Genomic DNA, 15,903 nt, shown 5'->3' with positions numbered 1-15,903 from the left:
TGGTTTATCTTTCCAATGGAAATATGCATGCGCGACGGCAGGCTGTCAATCCATTTTTCCAGTGTTAAGATTTTCCCGGCGCCCGCGGCGCATCCTCGATGGCCACCGAATCCACCCTCGCCCCTCCCGAATCCAGGCCGTACCACCATGGCGGCCTGCCGCTGACCCTGCTGGCGGCGGCCGAGACGGTGCTGGTGCGCGACGGCATCGCCGGGCTGGGCCTGCGGGCCATCGCGCGCGAGGCGGGGGTGTCGCACACCGCGCCCCGGCATCACTTCGGCGACACCACGGGCCTGCTGAGCGATCTGGCGGCGGTCGGCTTCCAGCGCCTGCGCGACGCGATGCTGGCGGCCATGGACGGCGTCGCCGACCGGCGCGAGCGCCGCCACGCCATCGCCCATGCCTATGTGCACTTCGCGCACGACAACCCGGCGCTGTTCGGCCTGATGTTCCGCAACGAGATCATCGACATGCGCCGACCTTCGCTGTCGCAGGCCGCGAAGGCCGCGATGCAGGTGATGGCGCCGACCATCGGCGAGGCGCCCTCCGCCGCCGCCGACGCACTCTCGGCGTCGGACGCCATGCGGGTGACCGCGGCCTGGGCCTATGTGCACGGCCTGGCGACGCTGCTCATCGACCAGCGGCTGCACGGCGTGCTCCAGGCGGCCCCCGATTTCCGCGACCCCCTGGCGCTGGTCGACGCGGTGCTCAAGCACGTGAGCCTGGCCGCGGACCCGGCGTCCCGCTGAGGTCGGCCGGGCAAGACTTCGCACGGCGTGTTCGGCATACTTCAGCCGGCTCGACCCATGCAGTCCCCGACCAAGGCAATTCCCATGCGCAGAAGACGTCTGGTGCAACTCGCCGCCGCGGCCCCTTTCGGCACCCCGTGGGGTCTGCTGGCGCCCGCACGCGCGGCCGCCACGGCCGGCCGGGTGCGGCCGGGCGACCCGGACTGGCCAAGCGACGCGCAATGGCAGCGGTTGGGCGAACGGCTGGGCGGCGACGCACTGGTGAAGGTGCAGTCGCCGTTCGCGCCCTGCCTGGAAGCACCCGCCGGGCCGGCCTGCACGCAGTTCTTCAAGGCGGTGCGCAACCCCTACTTTCTCGGCGACGAAATCGGCCTGACCCAGACCCTCGGCTGGGTCGGCGCCTGGACCTCGAGCCCGAGCGTTCATGCGGTGGCCGCGCGCGGCACCGCCGACGTCGTCGCCGCGGTCGACTTCGCGCGCGACCATCGGCTGCGGCTGGTGGTCAAGGGCGGCGGCCACAGCTTCCAGGGCACCTCCAGCGCGCCCGATTCCCTGCTCGTCTGGACCCGCCGGATGAACCAGGTCACGCTGCACGACGCCTTCGTCGGCAAAGGCTGCGAAGGCCGGGCGGCGCCGGTGCGGGCCGTCTCGGTCGGCGCCGGCGCGGTCTGGGCCCATGTCTACGATGCGGTCAGCACCCGCGGCGGCGGCTACGTGCAGGGTGGCGGCTGCATGACGGTCGGCGTCGCCGGGCTGGTGCAGAGCGGCGGCTTCGGCAGCTTCTCGAAGGCCTACGGCCTGGCCTCGGGCAGCCTGCTCGAGGCCGAGGTGGTCACGGCCGACGGCCAGGTGCGGATCGCCAATGCCTGCAGCGAGCCGGAGCTGTTCTGGGGCCTCAAGGGCGGCGGTGGCGGCAGCCTCGGGGTGGTCACGCGCCTGACCTTGAAGGTCCATGCGCTCCCGGACTCCTTCGGTGCGGTCAACCTCACGATCAAGGCGTCCTCCGCACCGGCCTTTCGCCGCCTGGTCGGCCTGATCGTCGACTTCTACGCCGCCGCCCTGCACAACCCGCACTGGGGCGAACAGATCCGCCTGCGGCCCGACAACACGCTGCGCGTCGCGATGGTTTTCCAGGGCCTGAGCCGGGCCGAGGCGCAGGCCGTCTGGCGGCCCTTCCTCGACGCGGTCGACGCCGCGCCCGAGGCCTTCGAGACCGAGTTCTCGCCGCTCAAGATCGTCTCGACCTCGGCGCGCGATTTCTGGTCCCCGACGCTGTTCAAGCGCATGTTCGGCTTCATCAGCACCGACGACCGGCCCGGCGCGCCCGACGGCAACGTGTTCTGGCCCGGCGACCAGCGCCAGGCCGGCCAGGTGCTGCACGGCTATCAGTCGGCCTGGCTGCCGGCGGCGCTGCTGCAGCCGGAGCGCCGCGCCGCCCTGTGCGACGCGCTGTTCGCCGCCAGCCGCCACTGGGGGGTGTCGATGCACGTCAACAAGGGCCTGGCGGGCGCGCCGGCCGAGGCCCTGGCCGCGGCCCGCGACACCGCGATGAACCCGGCCGTGCTCGACGCCTTCGCGCTCGCGATCGGCGGCGCCGACGGACCGCCGGCCTTTCCCGGCGTGGCCGGGCACGAACCCGACGCAGCACTGGCACAACGCCAGGCGGCGGCGATCGGCCGGGCTTTCGACGAACTGCGCCGGCTGGTGCCGCAACCCGGCTCCTACCTGTCGGAGAGCAACTACTTCGAGCCCGACTGGCAGCGTTCCTTCTGGGGCGGCAACTATCCGCGGCTGCTCGCGGCCAAGGAGCGCTACGACCCGGACGGCCTCTTCTTCGTTCACCACGGTGTCGGCAGCGAGCGCTGGAGCGCCGACGGATTCACAAGGAAAGCATGATGGAAACCATGGCCCTGCGCCACGTCGACGACCTGCCGGGCCCACGCGGCGCTCCGCTGATCGGCAACCTGCTGCAGATCGACACCGCGCGCATGCACCAGCAGCTGGAGCAGTGGTGCCGCGAGTTCGGCCCCTTCTTCAAGCTGCAGATGGGACGTCGCAAGCTGCTCATCGTCGGCGACCACGAGGCGGTGGCCACCACGCTGCGCGACCGACCCGACGGCTTCAAGCGCACCACGCGCTTCGAGGACGTGGCCAGCGAGATGGGGCTCAAGCCCGGGGTCTTCGGCGCCAACGGCGAGGACTGGCGGCGGCAGCGGCGCATGGTGATGGCCAGCTTCGATCCGACGCATGTGCGCCACTATTTCCCGTCATTGCAGAAGGTCGCCGAGCGGCTGGTCGGCCGCTGGCAGGCGGCCGCACGCCGCGGCGACGCGATCGACCTCCAGCCCGACCTGATGCGCTACACCGTCGACACCATCGCCGGGCTGGCGTTCGGTGCCGAAGTCAACACGCTGGAGTCCGACGGCGACGTGATCCAGCAGCACCTCGACAAGATCTTCCCGGCCCTCGTGAGGCGCATGCTGGCGCCGCTGCCGACCTGGCGCCTGTGGCCCGGCCGGGCCGACCGCGAGCTCAGGCACGGCGTGCAGGCGGTCAACGAGGCGGTGTCGCAGTTCATTGCCGACGCGCGCGGCCGGATGGCGACCGACCCGGCGCTGCGCACCCACCCGACCAACCTGCTGGAGGCGATGATCGCGGCCGCCGACCAGCCCGACAGCGGCATCACCGACCTGCAGGTGGCCGGCAACGTGTTCACGATGCTGCTGGCCGGCGAGGACACCACCGCCAACACCATCGCCTGGATGATCGACCTGCTCTGGCGCCATCCGGCCGCGCTGCAGCGCGCCACCGACGAGGTGCGCGGCGTCCTCGGCGACTCACGCTGCCCGAGCTTCGACCAGCTGGCGCAGCTCGACTACGTCGAGGCCTGCGCGCACGAGACGATGCGCCTCAAGCCGGTGGCGCCGATCCTCGCCTTGCAGGCCGAGCGCGACACCCAGGTCGGCGACGTGCGGGTGCCGACCGGCACGGTGGTCATCAACCTGATGCGCGTCGACAGCGTCAGCGAAGCCCACCTGCCTGGCGCCGCGGCCTTCGAGCCCGAGCGCTGGCTCGCCGAGGGTCCGGCCGGCGCCGTCGCCGGCCGTGCGAAGCGCATCTCGATGCCCTTCGGTGCCGGACCCCGCATGTGCCCGGGCCGCTACCTGGCGCTGCTGGAAATGAAGATGGCGATGGCGCAGCTGTTGAACGGCTTCGACATCGCCAGCGTCGAGACGCCCGACGGCCAGCCGGCGCGCGAGCATCTCGCCTTCACGATGACCCCGGTGGGCCTGCGCATGCGGCTGCGCATGCGCGTCTGAGCGCAGGCCGTCAGGGCTTCTGGCGTTCCGGCGCGTCGCTGTTGCCGCCGCGCGAGAAGCTGCCTTCCTTGTTGGCCGCCGCATTCGCGGAGCGGCGCTTGGCGGTCGCGGCCTTGCGATCGGCGCGCGGCTGCGAGGGCGCGGTCAGGGGATTGGCCTGGGCCTCGCCCATTTGCGGGCCGCGCGCGGCCTCGCCACCGCTCGCGCGCCGATCGGTGCGCGCTTCGGAGCGCTCCGCCGGCGTCGTCTTCGCCACCGGCGGCGCCTTGCCTTGCGCGGGGTCGACTTCGCCGCTGCTCTGCGCCAGCGCTGCGCCCGCCATCAGTTGGATCAACGCTGCCCCGAGCAGTGGAACGATTTTTCTCATGCGAACCTCTTTCATGATGTGGAGGACCGCCCGCGAAACTGCGGACCCTTGCATGGTGCCAAGTCCGCCCGCCGATGTCCATCCGGACCTACTCGCCCTCGCGGCTCCCGATCAGGGTCCGCTCGCCGTCCGGCCGGTGCATGTCGAGGAAGGCGCCGCTGAAGGCCCAGGTCGTGGTCGACCTGAGTGCCGCGACGAACTCGCGCTCCTGCTGCATCACGCCCTCCCCGGGGCAGGTCCTGCGGGTGGTGGCCACGGTCCCGACGGCGATCTGGTCGCCGTTGACGCTGTACCTGGCGCGCAGGCTGTTGCAGCCGCCGAAGCCCTTGACGACGCCATCGCCGAAGGCCAGCGTCAGGGTGGTGCCGGCCAGCGGGCTCACGACCGCCTGCCGCCCGTTGTTGAAGCCGGTGATGTTCGAGCGCAGCCCGACCAGCGCCGGCGCCGGTTCGGCCTTGAAGGCGAGCACGGCCACTCCGTGATCGGACTGCAGGCTCAGCCGGTCGTCAGTGCGCACCGGCCGAAACGTGCCCGCCAGCGCCCGGTGCACGGCCGTCTCCAGCGCCATCGACGCCGGGTCGCAGGCCATCATGGAGCCGGCCAGCCGGCCGATCACGAGCTGGCCCTGCTGGAAGGCATAGCTGCCGAAGTAGCGGTTGCATCCCGAGAAACCATCGATGCGGCCGTCCTTGAAGCGGGCCGTGACCGAGCGCGCCCCGCTCGGCAGCGCCGCCGCATCGACGCCGCGCAGGCCGGTGAGGCGCCAGGTCGGGCCTTCGACGCTTGCGGGCCCGGCGGGCAGCGGCTGCGCGCCGCAGCACACGCCGGCGGCGAGCAGGGCCGTGGCAAGAAGGACACGGGTGGTTGGCTTCGTCATTTCGCTTTCCTCTGACAGTGTCGGTGCGGCATCTTAGTCAGGGCGTTGCGACGGCTCGGCTCCCCTCGATGGGGGACGACGATCCCACCCCGACACGCCCCAATGAGGTCATGCAGGAGACTTCGCAGCGACGGCGCCGGGTGCGCGAACTGGCGGCCACGGACGTGGCCAGGCTTTGGGAAGACAACGCCGATGCGTGGGCTCGACAGGCCCGTCTCGGCGTCGACGTCTTTCGCGACCTGCTGAACACGCCCGCCTTTCTCGCGCTGCTGCCGCCGGTCGCCGGCCTGCGCGGCCTGGACGTCGGCTGCGGGGAAGGCGCCAACACGCGACAACTCGCCGGGCTTGGCGCGAAGATGTCGGCCGTGGACATCGCACCCACCTTCGTGCGCTACGCGCAGGCCAGCGAAGCCGTCGACCCGCTCGGCATCGACTATGCCGTCGGCGACGCGATGCAACTGCCGTTCGACGATGGCCGGTTCGAATTCGCCACCGCCTTCATGTCCCTGATGGACATGCCGGACCCGGGACGCGCGCTGCAGGAGATTCGCCGCGTGCTGCGGCCCGGTGGCTTCCTGCAGTTCTCCATCCTGCACCCGTGCTTCGTCCCTCCTCACCGCAGGGTGCTGCGCGACCGCAAGGGCAAGGCGCGCGCGATCGAGATCGGCGACTACTTCGAATCGACCGAGGGGCGCGTGGACTGCTGGTGGTTCTCGACCCTGACGGGCAAGCAACGCCACGAGGTGGCGCCCTTTCGCACGCCGATCTTCCACCGCACGCTGAGCCAGTGGTTCGACCTCCTCGGCGCGGCCGGCCTGGTGGTCGAGAAGCTGGGCGAGCCCACCGCCGGAAGGGCCCCGCACGCGACCCACCCCGTGATCGAGGACACCCACGTGGCGCCGATGTCGCTGCACGTGCGCGCCCGGCGCGTCGGCGCCTGATCGCGCGGCGCCCCTTCTTCGATGTGTTTGACACGCGCCAAAACCCCAGCGCAATATCCGCGACGACTCGCACCCAACGCCAACCTGATGGAGAACGCCATGAGACTGAAACTTCGGCTGCGCGCGGCGGTGGCCGCCACCTGCCTGTCACTGGCGATGGGCGCCTTGCCGGCCCGTGCCGCCGACCTGCCGCTGGTCACCGGCGAGCAGTGGACCGCCTCGAGCGAGGCCGTCAAGAAGGCCTACCTGGTCGGCATCGCCAACCTGGTGCAGGTCCAGACCGCCTACTTCGCCGCCAACCCGCCCACCGATGCGCAGAACTTCGTGCCGCGCCTGGCCAAGGGCATGCAGGGCCAGACGCTCGACAGCGTGCGCGAAGGCCTCGACCGCTGGTATGCGGCCAACCCGACCAAGCTGAAGCGGCCGGTGCTGGACACGCTCTGGTTCGAGATGGCCCTGCCCGGCCTGCAGAAGAACAAGTGACGGAGAGCGATATGAAACGACTTCACTGGATGGCGATCGTCGCGGCAATCACGCTGCTGGCTGGCTGCACCGACATGACCCCGCGGCAACAGGGAACGATGAGCGGGGCGGCCATGGGCGCGGCGGGCGGCGCCGGCATCGCGGCCATCTCGGGCGGCGACGCCTGGACCGGCGCCGCCATCGGCGGCCTCGCCGGCGGCGTGGCCGGCAACATCAGGGGCGGCCGGCAGCAACAGATGGGCTGGTGAGGCCGGTGGCCGCCCCGCCGGTCCGGCGCTTCGTCCTGGCTGCGCTGCTGCTGGTGCCGCTGTCGGCGCTCGCGCTCGACACGTCGACCACGCGCGCAGTCAACATGCGCACCGGGCCCGATCGCTTCTTCGAAGTCATGACGGTCCTGCCCGCACGCACCGCGGTCCGGGTGACAGGCTGCATCAGCAGCTGGCACTGGTGCCAGGTGGTCACGCGGCGCCACCGCGGCTGGGTGGATTCGCGCTACCTGCAGCATCCGGTTCGTGGGCGGGTGCCGGTCGTCGACGAGCGGGGATCGTCGCGGCCGCCTCCGGCGCGCCCGAGAGACACGCCGGTCCGGCCCGCCGGCTAGCTCAGCGTCAGCGCTGGGCGCGCGGCTTCAGGGTCGTGAAGTCGAGAAACGCCGTCTGCTCGAAAGGCTCGTCCGGCTCGGGTGCTGGCTCCGGCTTGGCGAAATCCATGAAATCGGTCGGCTCGAAGCTGATGTCGCGACGCGGCACAACGGGCGCCCGCGCGTGCCGCTCCTTGGCACTCTCGCGCAGCCGGGCGAGGTCGGCGCGCACCTCCTCGAGCGAACGCATGGTCTTGGCCGGCGGCTGCGCCTCGGCCGGCTTGGCCACGATCGGCGTCGCCACCGGGGCGGCGACGGGCGCGACGACCGCCGGCATGTCGACCGGCTCCGGCGCATCGCGCAGCGCCGGGTTCAACGCCTCGGGCGCGATCGGCATCGGCCGGGAAGCCACCGTCCGCGACACCGGCGTCTCGGCCCGCAGCCGCGGTGCGGCCGAGGCCACCACGCGCGGCGCCGAACGCAGCGCCCGGTGCCGCCCGAACAGAAGTCGAAGGCGACTGCGGAGTCGATGCAGTGTTCCGAGGAAGGGCGTGGCTTTCATGGGCGGGGCGATCGGGATTGAGCGATTGTGAAACGGCCCCAATGAAGCCGAAAGAGCTACAACTCGCTGTATACCGCGATTTGCGCACAAATGCACGGAACCGTTCAGCACTCTGTCGCCTTTCGCGCGACGGGCGCCATCCGGCGCCGCTTCGGACCGCCGTCCGGTCAGCCCGCCCGCTCGCTCATGCCCTTGCCTTGCGCCAGCGCTTCCTTGAGCCAGCGGGGCTGCGGACCCCGGCCGCTGCTGCGCCGTCAACCCGTCGTGGGCGATCGCGACCTTGATGCGATCGATCACGCCGGCGACAGCGCTTCGCACCTACCTGCCGAGCACCTTCAAGGCGTTCTTCGACCATTCGACCCACATGCTCTCCAGCATGATGCCGGCCTGCAGCACCAGGTGCTGCACCTGCCGCTGGCGCGAGTCCGCGGTGTCGGCGAAATCACGCGCCTCGATCTCGCGATAGACCGAGAGATTGCGCCGATGGATCGCAAGCCGCCGCACGATCTCCTTGTCGAGGCCGGTCGACCCCAGCGCGGCGTCGGCGCGCAGCCGGACCATCAAGGTGTCGCGCAATGGCGTGGGGTCTTCGATCTCCAGCACCCAACGCTTCAGCTCCTTGCGGCCGGCGGGAAGGATCTTGTAGGCGCGCTTGCGGCCCCTGCCCTGCTCGGCCGGCAACGACTGCACCCAGCCGGCCTCTTCGAGGCGCGCGAGTTCGCGGTAGATCTGCTGGTGCGTGGCCTGCCAGAAGTAGGCGATCGAGCGGTCGAAGCGGCCCGCGAGTTCGGAGCCGGATCCGGGCCGCTCGACCAGCGCAGTCAACAAGGCATGGGGCAAAGACATCGAGCGCGATTGTAAGTGCAACCAGTTGCATGAACGGACGGACTCGGGCATATTCATGCAACCCGTTGCATAGACATGAGACCTCGATGAACCATTACCCCCACCTGATGAAGCCGCTGGAGCTGGGCTTCACCTCGCTCAAGAACCGCGTGCTGATGGGCTCGATGCACGTCGGCCTCGAGGAGGCCCCGCAGGGTTTCGAGCGCATGGCGGCCTTCTATGCCGAGCGCGCCCGCGGCGAAGTCGGCCTGATCGTGACCGGCGGCATCTCGCCGAACGAGCGCGGCCGCCCGATGAAGCACGGCGCGGTGCTCGCCACCGAGCAGGAGGCCGATCGCCACCGCCTCATCACCCAGGCGGTGCATGCCGAAGGCGGCCGGATCGCGATGCAGATCCTGCATTTCGGCCGCTATTCGTACCAGCCTTCGCTGGTGGCGCCGAGCGCGCTGCAGGCGCCGATCAATCCCTTCGTGCCGCATCCCTTGAGCAGCGAGGAGGTCGAGCAGACGATCGAGGACTTCGTGCAGTGCGCCGCCCTTGCCCGGCACGCGGGCTACGACGGCGTCGAGATCATGGGCTCCGAGGGCTACCTGATCAACGAGTTCATCGCGGCGCGCACCAACCAGCGCGACGACGAATGGGGCGGCGACTACGCCCGCCGCATGCGCTTCCCGGTGGAGATCGTGCGCCGGGTGCGCGAGCGCGTCGGCGAGCGCTTCATCATCGTCTACCGGCTCTCGATGCTCGACCTGGTCGAGGGCGGCTCGACGCTCGCCGAGGTCATCGAACTGGCCCAGGCGATCGAGCAGGCCGGCGCCAGCATCATCAACACCGGCATCGGCTGGCACGAGGCGCGCATCCCGACGATCGCGACCAAGGTGCCGCGCGGCGCCTATGCCTGGGTCACCCAGCGGCTGATGGGCCAGGTCGGCATCCCGCTGGTGGCCACCAACCGCATCAACACGCCGGAGGTCGCAGAGCGGCTGCTGGCCGAGGGCTGCTGCGACATGGTCTCGATGGCCCGGCCGCTGCTCGCCGATGCCTTCTTCGTGCGCAAGGCGCGCGAGGGCCGCGCCGACGAGATCAACACCTGCATCGGCTGCAACCAGGCCTGCCTCGACCATACCTTCGCCGGCAAGATCACCTCCTGCCTGGTCAATCCGCGTGCCTGCCACGAGACCGAGCTGCGCGTCGATGCGGCGCCCCAGCCCAGGCGCATCGCCGTCGTCGGCGCCGGGCCGGCCGGCCTGAGTTTCGCGGTGACCGCCGCCGAGCGGGGCCACGCGGTGACGCTGTTCGAATCGGCGGGCGAAATCGGCGGGCAGTTCAACATCGCCAAGAAGGTGCCCGGCAAGGAGGAGTTCCACGAGACGCTGCGCTACTTCGGGCGCCAGATCGAACTGCGCGGCGTGCACTTGCGCCTGAACACCCGGGTCGAAGCCGAGGCGCTGAAGAACGGCGGCTTCGACGACATCGTGCTGGCCACCGGCATCGTGCCGCGGGTGCCGGCGATCGAGGGCATCGACCATCCGAAGGTGCTCGGCTACCTCGACGTGCTGCGCGACGGCAAGGAAGTGGGCGACAGCGTGGCGGTGGTCGGCGCCGGCGGCATCGGCTTCGACGTCAGCGAATTCCTGCTGCACGAGGGCGAGAGCGCCAGCGTGGCGCCCGAGAAGTTCTACGCCGAATGGGGCGTGGACACCGCCTACGCCGGACCCGGCGGCCTTCGCGCCCGGCAGGTGGCGCAGGCGGCGCGCAAGGTCGCGCTGCTGCAGCGCAAGGACAGCAAGGTCGGCGACCAGCTCGGCAAGACCACCGGCTGGATCCACCGCAGCTCGCTCAAGGCCAGGCGGGTGACCATGACGCCCGGCGTCGGCTACCGGCGCATCGACGATGCCGGCCTGCACATCACGATCGACGGCCAGGACCGTGTGATCGCCGCCGACCACGTGGTGATCTGCGCCGGCCAGGAGCCGCAGCGCGAGCTGTACCAGGAACTGCAGGCGCAGGGCCTGCGCGTGCACCTGATCGGCGGCGCCGACGTGGCCACCGAACTCGACGCCAAGCGCGCGATCGACCAGGGCACGCGGCTGGCCGCATCCATCTGACCCGTTTCACACACCTGCAGACAGGAGACTTTTAAGATGACTTCCAACCTCACGCGGCTGAAGCCGGCCGTCGCCACCTCCCTCGCCGCCTGGCACGACATGATCGCCCGCCGCGACCTGAGCCAGCTGGCGACCATCGTCCATCCCGATGCCTCGTTCCGCTCGCCGATGGCGTACAACGCCTATGCACCGGCGGAAGCCGTTCTGCTGGTGCTCGGGACGGTCATCGACGTGTTCGAGGATTTCGTCTACCACCGCGAACTGGCCAGCGACGATGGCCTGAACGTGGTGCTGGAGTTCAGCGCCCGCGTCGGCGACAAGAAGCTCAAGGGCATCGACCTGGTCCGCTTCGACGAGGACGGCAAGATCGTCGAGTTCGAGGTCATGGTGCGGCCGCTGAGCGGGCTGCAGGCGCTCGGCCAGGCCATGGGCGAGCGGCTCGGCGCCAAACTGCCGGCGTTCAAGGCCCAGGCCTGAGCGGGTACGATGCGGGGCCGTGGCCCGCAGCGCCGGCTGCGCTCCCGCCCTTCGACCCGCCCGCCATGACCGTCGCCCGAAAATCCGCTTCCTCCACGCCTTGCCTGCGGGTGTCACCCAGCGGCGTCCACGGACTCGGCGCCTTCGCCACCCGCGACCTGCCCGCCCATGCCCTGCTGGGCCTCTACGAAGGCCGGCGCTACACGGCCGAGCAGGTCGCCGCCCGCCAGTGGAACGACCAGCTGACCTATCTGTTCAAGCTCTCCAACGAGGAGATCATCGACGGCGGCAAGGGCGGCAACGCCACCCGCCACCTGAACCATTCCTGCAATCCGAACTGCGAGGCGGTGGAGGAATACGACGACGCGGGCCGCCTCGAACTCAGGTTCCAGACCCTGGTGCCGGTGGAGGCCGGCGACGAGCTCTTCATCGACTACGGGCTCACGGCCGACGACGGCTCGTCGCCGGCCGATTACCCCTGCCGCTGCGGCGCCGAGAACTGCCGCGGCACGATGCTGGACCTGGCGCCCGAGGCCGAGCCGCATCCCGGCCTGGTGGCGCCTTAGCGCTCAGCCCAGCGGCAGCGCGAGCGTCGCCGCCAGCGGCAGCGCATCGATGCGCTCGCCGCTCGCGACCACGACGGCCCGGCGCTGCGACGCCTCGGCCAGGGTGCGCCAGAGGCAGCGGATCGAGGCCGCATCGAGACCGCCGGTCGGCTCGTCGAGCAGCAGCAGCGGGCGCCCCGATGCCAGCGCGGCCGCCAGCCAGACCTTGCGCTTGGAGCCGGTCGACAGCATGAACATCGACTTCTCGAGGTGCGGCGCGAGCGCGAAGCCGTCGACCACGCGCTGCCAGAGCGCCGCGTCGAAGCCGGCGTCGCCCTCGCACAGCGCGGCGGTGCAGGCACCCACCGTCATCGGATCGAAGGCGTCGGTGGCGGGATCGACGAAGAAGACGCTGCGGCGATAGCGCTGCGGGTCTTCGTCCAGCCGCACGCCGTTCAGCTTCAATTGCCCCCGGGCGGCCAGGGTCCCGGCCAGCACCCGCAGCAAGCTGGACTTGCCGCTGCCGGTGTCGCCGTGCAGCAGCGTCACGCCAGCGCCGATCGACGCCGACCATGCGGTGGCGAGCGCAGGCTGGCCGGGATAGGCGAAGCCGAGATCGCGGACGTCGAGCAGCGGGCGCTCGCCGGCCTGCTCGCGCGTCACGCCTTCGACAGGCGCCGCCGCGCCTTGACCGCCGTCGCCAGCCCCTCGAGCACCGGCACCGTCTGCGCGAAGCCGATGCAGGCATCGGTGATCGAGACGCCGTGCCGCAGCGCCACGCCCGGCTTCAGGTCCTGCCGGCCTTCCTCGAGGTGGCTCTCGATCATGAGGCCGGTGATGCGGCGCTCGCCGCCGGCGATCTGCGCCGCCACGTCCTGGGCCACCACGATCTGCCGCTGGTGCTGCTTGCTGCTGTTGCCGTGCGAGACGTCGATCATGACCTGGGGCCGCAGGCCGTTGGCCAGCAGCGCCTCGCAGCTGGCCGCCACGTCGGCGGCCGAATAATTGGGGGCCTTGCCGCCGCGCAGGATCACGTGGCAGTCGTCGTTGCCGCGGGTCTCGAAGATCGCCGCCATGCCCATCTTGGTCATGCCCATGAAGGCATGCGGCGCGCGGGCCGCGAGGATGGCGTCGGCCGCCACCTTGACGCTGCCGTCGGTGCCGTTCTTGAAGCCGACCGGGCAGCTCAGGCCCGAGGCCAGCTGGCGATGGCTCTGGCTCTCGGTGGTGCGGGCGCCGATGGCGCCCCAGGCGATCAGGTCGGCAATGAACTGCGGGCTCAGCAGGTCGAGGAACTCGGTGCCGGTCGGCAGGCCCAGGGTGGTGAGTTCGAGCAGCAGGCGGCGGGCGCGCTCCAGGCCCTCGTTGATCGCGAAGCTGCCGTCCAGGTGCGGGTCGTTGATGTAGCCCTTCCAGCCGACGGTGGTGCGGGGCTTCTCGAAATAGGCGCGCATCACGATCAGCAGGTCGTCCTGCAGCGAATCGGCCACCGCCTTCAGGCGCTGCGCGTATTCGATCGCCTGGTCGTGGTCGTGGATCGAGCAGGGACCGACCACCACCACCAGCCGGTCGTCGCGGCCGTGCAGCACGTCGGCGATGGCGGCGCGGCTGCCTTCGACCAGCGCCAGCGTGTTGTCGCGCACCGGCACGCGCTCCTGCAGCAGCGCCGGGGTCATGAGCGGGCGCACCGCGCCGATGCGCACGTCGTCGATCCGGGTGGTGTCGAGGGTGCTGTCGCGGGAGCCGATTTCGGCATCGTGGAGGGGATCGTCGAGACGGGACATGGTCGTGGCTTTGATATCGAGCGGAATTTCCCCGATTGTCCTCCGGACCGCGCCCTCAGCCGCGGCGCCGGCCCCGCGTCCGGGTGGCGGGCTCGCTCAGCAGCGCCTGGGCGACGCCCGGCACGACCTCGATGCTGGGCGGCCGCGCCGGCGCGTGCCAGGTGACCTCCTGCCACAGCGGCAGCACCATCAGCGCCGGGCTGGCATTCGCCAGGTCGGCCAGGCTGTAGCGGTCGAGTTCGTCGAGGAAGGCCTGCATCGCGCGCGCCAGCACGGCAGCCAGCTCGCAGCCGCCGGTCAGCACGCAGCGGTTGTCGTCGCCGAAGCACTCGACCAGCGCGAAATCGCTCTCGAGGTGGCGCACGATGGTGCCGACCTTGAGCTTCGACGGATGGGCCGCCAGCCGCATGCCGCCGTTGCGCCCGCGCACGGTCTCGACCCAGCCCGACTTGCCCAGCATGTGGGTGACCTTCATCAGGTGCGCGTTCGAGATGTCGAAGGCCTTGGAGAGGTCGGCGATGGTGACCAGCGACTCGGTGCGGGTCGCCAGCACCAGGAGCACGCGCAGGGAATAGTCCGTGAAGAGGGTCAGTCGCATAAGCTGCATTTTATCTATTGCTTTGCCGTCGTGCCGTCTATAAAATACATTTCATGTATATGTTAAAGGCACCCCCACCGACGGGCCTGCCGCTGCTGCGGCTGGCCTTCCGCCCGTTCTACCTCGGCGCGGCGGTCGCCGGCGTGGCCTGGATGGCGCTGTGGGCAGGACTGCTGAGCGGCCATGCGGCGCTGCCGAACCAGCTGCCGCCGATCTACTGGCATGCGCACGAGATGCTGTTCGGCTTCGTCGCCGCCGTGATCGTCGGTTTCCTGCTGACCGCGGGCAAGGTCTGGACCGGCCTTCCGACCCCGCGCGGCGCGCCGCTGGCGGCCCTCTGGCTGCTCTGGCTGGCGGGGCGCATCGCCTCGGTCGCGGCGCCTGCGCCGCTCTTCGCAGCGATCGACACCCTGTTCCTCGTCGCCGCCGCGCTGGTCTTCGCCACCCTGATCCTGCGCGCGCGCAACACGCGCAACCTCAAGGTGGTGGCGGTGCTGGCGCTTCTGGCGGCCGCGAATGCGGCCTTCCACCTGGGCGTCCTCGGCGTGCCCGGGGCCGATCCGATGCGCGCCCTGCATGCCGGCCTGGCGCTGGTCGTGATCCTGGTCTCGATCGTCGCCGGCCGCGTGATCCCGGCTTTCACGCAGAGCGTCACCCCGGGCCTTCGGATCACCGAGCCGCGCTGGCTGACGCCTGCGGCCGTCGGCTGCACGGCGCTCGGCCTCGGGCTGTGGGTCGCGGGATCGCTCGCCGCCCTGGGCGCCGCGACCCTGGCCGTCGCCGCCGTGCTGCAGGCGCTGCGGCTCGGCCGCTGGGCGCCGGCGGCGAGCCGGCGGCGGCCGATCCTGTCGGTGCTGCACGCCGCCCATGCCTGGCTGCCGGCCGGCCTGGCGCTGCTGGCGGCCGCCGAGGCCGGCTGGATCGGCAGCACCGCCGGCGTGCATGCGCTGGCGGTCGGCTGCATCGGCGGCCTGGTCATCGGCATGATGACCCGGACGGCCCGCGGCCACACCGGGCGGGACCTGACGGCTTCGTGCAACGAGATCGCGGCCTATGTGCTGGTGATGGCGGCGGCGCTGGTGCGGGTGGCCGCGCCCGGGCTGCCGCCGCCCTGGCAAGGCACGGCGCTGTACGTCGCGGCGGGGGCGTGGACGCTGGCGTTCGCGCTCTACCTCGCCCAGTTCTCGCCCTGGCTCGCCAGCCCGCGGGCGGACGGCCGCGATGGCTGACCGTCGCCCGCCCGAGCCCGGCATCGACCGCGCCCGCCTCCAAGCGCTGATCCACGCCTTCTATGCCGACCTGCGCCAGGACGAGGAGATCGGCCCGCTGTTCGAGCGCGCCATCGGCGGCGCCTGGCAGGCCCACCTCGACCGCATGGTGGAGTTCTGGGCCACGATGGTGCTCGGCAGCCGCTCGTTCTCGGGCGACGTCTTCGGCCGCCACATGGCGATCGACGCGCTGTCGCCCGCCATGTTCGAGCGCTGGCGCAGCCTGTGGAAGCAGCACACCGACGCCCTGTTCGAACCGGCCCGCGCGGCGGAACTCCAGCGCATCGCCGCCGGCATCGCCGGCCATCTGGTGCGCGGGCTCGAGCGCCGCAAATAGGGCTTGCCGGCGTGATCTTTTTCCTTGGCGCGCCCGTGCGGCTTCGATTCAATCCCATGCC

Annotated in this window: 19 protein-coding genes and 1 pseudogene; 12 read left to right on the top strand and 8 right to left on the bottom strand. The window is 70.9% G+C overall.

What is annotated here, in order from left to right; genetic code table 11:
* The first annotated feature begins 98 nt into the window (after window positions 1-98).
* The 3 genes from QTI33_RS19100 (at window position 99) to QTI33_RS19090 (ending at window position 4,069) form a co-directional block, all read left to right on the top strand.
* Window positions 99-749, top strand: a complete 651-nt coding sequence (locus QTI33_RS19100; protein ID WP_286507816.1) for a TetR/AcrR family transcriptional regulator — start codon at window positions 99-101, stop codon at window positions 747-749.
* A gap of 84 nt (window positions 750-833) precedes the next feature.
* Window positions 834-2,645: an FAD-binding oxidoreductase gene (locus QTI33_RS19095; RefSeq protein ID WP_286507815.1), complete on the top strand. Its 1,812-nt coding sequence runs from the start codon at window positions 834-836 to the stop codon at window positions 2,643-2,645.
* Entirely contained in the window at window positions 2,645-4,069 is a 1,425-nt protein-coding gene (locus QTI33_RS19090; RefSeq protein WP_286507814.1) for a cytochrome P450, read from the top strand. Before QTI33_RS19095 ends, QTI33_RS19090 begins: the two co-directional genes overlap by 1 nt.
* Window positions 4,070-4,079: 10 nt before the next feature.
* Here QTI33_RS19090 and QTI33_RS19085 read toward each other — a convergent pair whose 3' ends face one another.
* Together QTI33_RS19085 and QTI33_RS19080 are read right to left on the bottom strand one after the other, a co-directional pair.
* The gene (locus tag QTI33_RS19085) at window positions 4,080-4,436 is read right to left on the bottom strand and encodes a hypothetical protein (protein ID WP_286507813.1); all 357 of its coding nucleotides are present in this window, start codon (window positions 4,434-4,436) and stop codon (window positions 4,080-4,082) included.
* Between the two features lie 88 nt (window positions 4,437-4,524).
* Entirely contained in the window at window positions 4,525-5,313 is a 789-nt protein-coding gene (locus QTI33_RS19080) for an META domain-containing protein (RefSeq protein ID WP_286507811.1), read from the bottom strand.
* Between the two features lie 110 nt (window positions 5,314-5,423).
* On the opposite strand from QTI33_RS19080, the gene QTI33_RS19075 reads away from it, so the two are divergent.
* From QTI33_RS19075 to QTI33_RS19060, 4 genes are all read left to right on the top strand, one after another.
* Window positions 5,424-6,254: a class I SAM-dependent methyltransferase gene (locus QTI33_RS19075; protein ID WP_286507810.1), complete on the top strand. Its 831-nt coding sequence runs from the start codon at window positions 5,424-5,426 to the stop codon at window positions 6,252-6,254.
* 99 nt (window positions 6,255-6,353) lie between these two features.
* Window positions 6,354-6,737, top strand: a complete 384-nt coding sequence (locus tag QTI33_RS19070; RefSeq protein WP_286507809.1) for a hypothetical protein — start codon at window positions 6,354-6,356, stop codon at window positions 6,735-6,737.
* An 11-nt stretch (window positions 6,738-6,748) separates the two neighbouring features.
* Entirely contained in the window at window positions 6,749-6,985 is a 237-nt protein-coding gene (locus tag QTI33_RS19065) for a YMGG-like glycine zipper-containing protein (protein WP_286507808.1), read from the top strand.
* A gap of 5 nt (window positions 6,986-6,990) precedes the next feature.
* The gene (locus QTI33_RS19060) at window positions 6,991-7,338 is read left to right on the top strand and encodes an SH3 domain-containing protein (protein ID WP_286507806.1); all 348 of its coding nucleotides are present in this window, start codon (window positions 6,991-6,993) and stop codon (window positions 7,336-7,338) included.
* Window positions 7,339-7,345: 7 nt separating this feature from the next.
* On the opposite strand, the gene QTI33_RS19055 is transcribed toward QTI33_RS19060, so the two are convergent.
* The 3 genes and pseudogenes from QTI33_RS19055 to QTI33_RS19050 all read right to left on the bottom strand — a co-directional run bounded on the left by QTI33_RS19055 (window position 7,346) and on the right by QTI33_RS19050 (window position 8,725).
* Window positions 7,346-7,879 carry a hypothetical protein gene (locus QTI33_RS19055; protein WP_286507804.1) on the bottom strand — a complete coding sequence of 178 codons (534 nt, stop codon included), beginning with the start codon at window positions 7,877-7,879 and terminating at the stop codon, window positions 7,346-7,348.
* A 167-nt stretch (window positions 7,880-8,046) separates the two neighbouring features.
* Window positions 8,047-8,121: pseudogene (locus tag QTI33_RS35290) on the bottom strand (H-NS family nucleoid-associated regulatory protein); the annotation flags it as partial.
* A gap of 76 nt (window positions 8,122-8,197) precedes the next feature.
* The gene (locus tag QTI33_RS19050; RefSeq protein ID WP_286507803.1) at window positions 8,198-8,725 is read right to left on the bottom strand and encodes a PadR family transcriptional regulator; all 528 of its coding nucleotides are present in this window, start codon (window positions 8,723-8,725) and stop codon (window positions 8,198-8,200) included.
* 86 nt (window positions 8,726-8,811) lie between these two features.
* Here QTI33_RS19050 and QTI33_RS19045 point away from each other — a divergent pair, with 86 nt between their 5' ends.
* From QTI33_RS19045 to QTI33_RS19035, 3 genes are all read left to right on the top strand, one after another.
* Entirely contained in the window at window positions 8,812-10,833 is a 2,022-nt protein-coding gene (locus QTI33_RS19045) for an oxidoreductase (RefSeq protein WP_286507802.1), read from the top strand.
* 36 nt (window positions 10,834-10,869) lie between these two features.
* On the top strand, window positions 10,870-11,310 hold the full coding sequence (locus QTI33_RS19040; protein ID WP_286507800.1) for a nuclear transport factor 2 family protein: 441 nt from the start codon (window positions 10,870-10,872) through the stop codon (window positions 11,308-11,310).
* Between the two features lie 65 nt (window positions 11,311-11,375).
* Window positions 11,376-11,876, top strand: a complete 501-nt coding sequence (locus QTI33_RS19035; RefSeq protein WP_286507798.1) for an SET domain-containing protein — start codon at window positions 11,376-11,378, stop codon at window positions 11,874-11,876.
* Between the two features lie 3 nt (window positions 11,877-11,879).
* On the opposite strand, the gene QTI33_RS19030 is transcribed toward QTI33_RS19035, so the two are convergent.
* From QTI33_RS19030 to QTI33_RS19020, 3 genes are read right to left on the bottom strand one after another with little or no spacing between them, the layout of a single operon-like run.
* Window positions 11,880-12,518 (bottom strand): ABC transporter ATP-binding protein, encoded by a 639-nt coding sequence (locus tag QTI33_RS19030; protein WP_286507796.1) that lies wholly within the window; start codon window positions 12,516-12,518, stop codon window positions 11,880-11,882.
* On the bottom strand, window positions 12,515-13,639 hold the full coding sequence (locus tag QTI33_RS19025) for a 3-deoxy-7-phosphoheptulonate synthase (protein WP_286507795.1): 1,125 nt from the start codon (window positions 13,637-13,639) through the stop codon (window positions 12,515-12,517). The genes QTI33_RS19030 and QTI33_RS19025 overlap by 4 nt, the downstream gene beginning before the upstream one ends.
* A 55-nt stretch (window positions 13,640-13,694) precedes the next feature.
* The gene (locus QTI33_RS19020) at window positions 13,695-14,237 is read right to left on the bottom strand and encodes an RrF2 family transcriptional regulator (protein ID WP_286507793.1); all 543 of its coding nucleotides are present in this window, start codon (window positions 14,235-14,237) and stop codon (window positions 13,695-13,697) included.
* A gap of 53 nt (window positions 14,238-14,290) precedes the next feature.
* Between QTI33_RS19020 and QTI33_RS19015 the strand changes: the two genes are divergently transcribed.
* Both QTI33_RS19015 and QTI33_RS19010 read left to right on the top strand, forming a co-directional pair.
* Entirely contained in the window at window positions 14,291-15,466 is a 1,176-nt protein-coding gene (locus QTI33_RS19015) for an NnrS family protein (RefSeq protein WP_286507792.1), read from the top strand.
* Window positions 15,459-15,842 carry a group III truncated hemoglobin gene (locus QTI33_RS19010; protein ID WP_286507791.1) on the top strand — a complete coding sequence of 128 codons (384 nt, stop codon included), beginning with the start codon at window positions 15,459-15,461 and terminating at the stop codon, window positions 15,840-15,842. The genes QTI33_RS19015 and QTI33_RS19010 overlap by 8 nt, the downstream gene beginning before the upstream one ends.
* Window positions 15,843-15,903 lie beyond the last annotated feature (61 nt).

Origin of the sequence: Variovorax davisae, assembly GCF_030316845.1 — a bacterium.
Classification (GTDB): domain Bacteria; phylum Pseudomonadota; class Gammaproteobacteria; order Burkholderiales; family Burkholderiaceae_C; genus Variovorax; species Variovorax davisae.
This window is presented reverse-complemented; position numbering and strand designations above follow the sequence as displayed.